The organism is Guyparkeria sp., assembly GCF_041687595.1.
Lineage (GTDB): Bacteria > Pseudomonadota > Gammaproteobacteria > Halothiobacillales > Halothiobacillaceae > Guyparkeria.
On the sequence record NZ_JAWLBP010000091.1, the window covers coordinates 1 to 3,398 of the forward strand.

The window sequence follows — 3,398 nt, forward strand, 5'->3', positions numbered from 1 at the left end:
TCGTCGCGCAGGCGGCGCAGGAAGGCCTTCGGTCCCATCCGGTCGCGCATCCAGCGCTCGATGAAGGGCTTGGCCGTCTGCCAGAGGTCGAGGTCCGGGTAGAGCTCCCGGCCCAGGCCCTCGATGGCGAGCAGGGTCTTCTGGAGGAGGACCAGTTGCGGCTGGACTTCCATGTTGAACTGGCGCGCGACCTGGAACAGGCGCAGCAGGAAGTGGCCGAAGGAGATCTCGCGCAGCGGCTTCTGGAAGATGGGTTCGCAGACGGTGCGGATGGCCGCCTCGAATTCCTCGACCCGCGTGGTGCGCGGCACCCAGCCTGACTCGACGTGCAGCTCGGCCACGCGGCGGTAGTCGCGGTTGAAGAAGGCGTGGAAGTTCTCCGCCAGGTAGCGCTGGTCCTCGTGGGTCAGCGAACCGACAATGCCGAAGTCCACCGCCATGTAGCGCGGTCGTGCCGGGTCGGTCGCATCGACGAAGATGTTGCCCGGGTGCATGTCGGCGTGGAAGAAGTTGTGCTTGAACACCTGGGTGAAGAACACCTCCACGCCCGCCTCGGCGAGCCGCTTCATGTCCACGCCGGCGGCGTGCAGCAGGTCGGTGCGGGCGACGGGAATGCCGTGGATGCGTTCCTGGACCAACACGTCGGTGCGACACCAGTCCCAGTAGACCTCCGGGACGTAGAGCAGCGGCGAGTCGCCGAACTGCCGGCGGATCTCCGCGGCGTTGGCCGCCTCGCGCTGCAGGTCGAGCTCGTTCATCAGGGTCTTGTCGAACTCGGTGACCACTTCCACCGGGTGCAGGCGCGGGCCTTCCGACCAGTAGCGCTCGGCCAGGCGGGCGACGGTGTAGAGGATCTCCAGATCGCTGCGGATGCGCCGGTGGATGCCCGGGCGGGTGATCTTGACGATCACCTCCTGGCCGTCGTCGAGCGTGGCGGCATGCACCTGGGCGATGGAGGCCGAGGCCAGCGGTTCGGCCTCGAAGCGCGCGAAGTGGGCAGTCACCGAGTCGCCCAGCGCAGCCTCGATGCGTCGGCGGGCGATCTCCGCGGGGAAGGGACGTACCCGGTCCTGCAGGGCGGACAGCGCCTCGGCGAGGTCCGGCGGCAATAGGTCGCGTCGGGTCGACAGCATCTGGCCGAACTTGACGAAGATCGGACCCAGATCCTCCAGCGCCGCGACCAGCCGCTCGCCGCGGCTGCGCTTGCGGTTGTCGGAGAACCAGTACCAGGGCGAGAAGAACTTCAGAAAGCGGATGGGGCGGAAGATCCGCAGCGCCAGCACGATCTCGTCCAGTCCGTGGCGCAGCAGGACGAACTGGATTACCACCAGTCGCCAGATCAGTCTGGGTCGCATTCAGGCCTCCTGCCGATCGTGGTTCGGGGTGCCACTGTGGGTGCGCGTCTCGATCACCCGGAGGCGGCGTTCCAGCCGGTCGACCGCGGTGCGGATCTCGTCGACTTCGTCGAGAAATCCGGGCAGGTCCATATCGTCGACCACCAGTCGCGCCTCGTGGACCAGGTAGTCGTGTTGCTCGATATGACGGGTCTCGCGCCATTCCTCGACACTGCGGCGAGCCCGGGTAGCGGCCTGCTCGATCACACCGGCCGCCGAGGTGCCTACTCTCTCGGCCAGCCAGTCGCCCCAGTCGATGTCCATCTCGCGCAGCGTGCGCAAGAAAGCGGTGGCTGCCTGTTCGTCGCCCTCGATCTCGATGTCGCCGGCGAACAGCGAGTCCATGTCGTGACTGCGCTGGAGGGCCAGCAGCAGGGCGGGCCCGCTGGTGTGGATGGTCGCATCCGGCGTCAGGTTGTCATGCGCCCGCCACATCAGCCCGTCGGTGGTCGGCGTGAGCGTGAGTGACAGGGCGGGATGCTCGATCAGCACGGTGAACACCAACCCGGCCTGGCGGGCAAGCCGGTCTCGGGCTGCCGGGTCGCGGCGGATCAGCCGGTTGATGGCGGTCTCGGCGGTGAATCGCAAGGCAGTGGACAGCATGAGGTGGCAGCGTGTTGAAGGAGGTTGGGGTCAGAGCCAGTCGGTCAGGGCGATGCCCACGCCGATGCGGCTGATGGACCGATTGTAATCGATGAGACTCTCGCCGTAGCCGTTGAAGTACTGCACGTAGCCCTTCACGCGCTTGTTCAGCGGGAAGCTGTAATCGACCTGGATTGCGCCCTTGTTCTCCGAGAAGTCCAGGTTGTTGCGCAGGGTGGCCGATATGGTCTGCTCACCCCACTTGTAGGCGAGCAGCAGGTCCCCGTGTCCCATGTAGTCGGTGATGTCCGGGTTGTCGTCGTCGTCCGGCTCGGGAATCCGGTACCACCCCCGCAACTGGCCGGCGAAGTTTCCTCGACCGAAAGCCAGGCTGGCCGCCAGCCGGTTCCAACTGCGGGAACGGTCCCCGCTCTGGCCGTTGGAAGCGTGGATGAGCGACAGCCTCGAACGTCGGAACGTCAGGCCGCCGAGGCTGTAGTCCATGTCGACGGTCAGGCCCGTTTCCGGCTCGTAGTTGGTTTCGCGGAAGGGCGACGAGTAGTCCACTTCCTGGCCGAGCCACTCGGTGTTGTAGGTCTGCCAGAGGGAGAGCTGGGTGTAACCGAAGTACAGCGAGGTGTCCGGGCCGAGCGGCTCCTTGAACCAGTCGAACTGGAAGGAGAGCTGGAACTTGGTCTCCGCGTGCTGCGGCTCGAAGTCGTAGACGTCTCGGGAAAGGTCCGTCGGCGTGTAGGTGGCCGGCATAATGTAGTTGGGTTTGTAGCTGCGCATGACGAACGGGTTGTGTTCTTCGCTTTGCTCCGAGCGCAGCCGTTTCTCTAGCGCCACCGCGTCCGCGTCGGAGATCGCCCGCAGCGGGATGACCGGGGCATCGTCATTCGCCGCCTGGCGTTCGACCACGGGGGCGACGGCCTCCGCGGGCACCGCTTCGTCCTGCCGGGCGATCGGTGCGTCCTCGACCACCGCCTGCCTGCTCACGTCGGGCATCGCGTCCCGCCGGGAGGCATCGCGCTCGCGGGAGGCCATGGCATCGAAGCAGGCGAGGCGCTCGTGATCGATCTCGATCTGCGCGCAGTGGGCCCAGTCCTGGGCAGCGGCAGGCATGGCCGCGGCGGCGAGCAGTGGCCCGCCGAGGGAGGCGCTCAGGGCGAGCAGGGCGAAATCTGACGGTCGGGCAGGGCGCATGCTGGATAACTGTCTTTGCTGAATGCGGATTAGTGGACCATCATAGACACTACGCGGTTCCACTGACAGTGGAGGGGGGCATGGGGAAGGCCAAGAAGCATGCAAGAAAGCTGGACGCGGACTTTCCGTCCCGACCGGCCGGTGAGGTGGCCTCCACGCTGGTGGCCGCGCAAGAAGTGGTGTTCCGCAATGCCTGGGAGCACTACTGCCAGTGCG

General features: G+C 66.3%; 3 protein-coding genes. All 3 read right to left on the bottom strand.

Annotated elements, in window-relative coordinates; genetic code table 11:
- Nucleotides 1-1,355 (bottom strand): ubiquinone biosynthesis regulatory protein kinase UbiB (gene ubiB / locus ACESL5_RS09630; RefSeq protein WP_372592562.1); only part of this gene is annotated, 1,355 nt, incomplete at its 3' end.
- The gene (locus tag ACESL5_RS09635) at nt 1,356-1,997 is read right to left on the bottom strand and encodes an SCP2 domain-containing protein (protein ID WP_372592563.1); all 642 of its coding nucleotides are present in this window, start codon (nt 1,995-1,997) and stop codon (nt 1,356-1,358) included.
- Nucleotides 1,998-2,027: 30 nt separating this feature from the next.
- Nucleotides 2,028-3,182: a phospholipase A gene (locus tag ACESL5_RS09640; protein ID WP_372592564.1), complete on the bottom strand. Its 1,155-nt coding sequence runs from the start codon at nt 3,180-3,182 to the stop codon at nt 2,028-2,030.
- Nucleotides 3,183-3,398 lie beyond the last annotated feature (216 nt).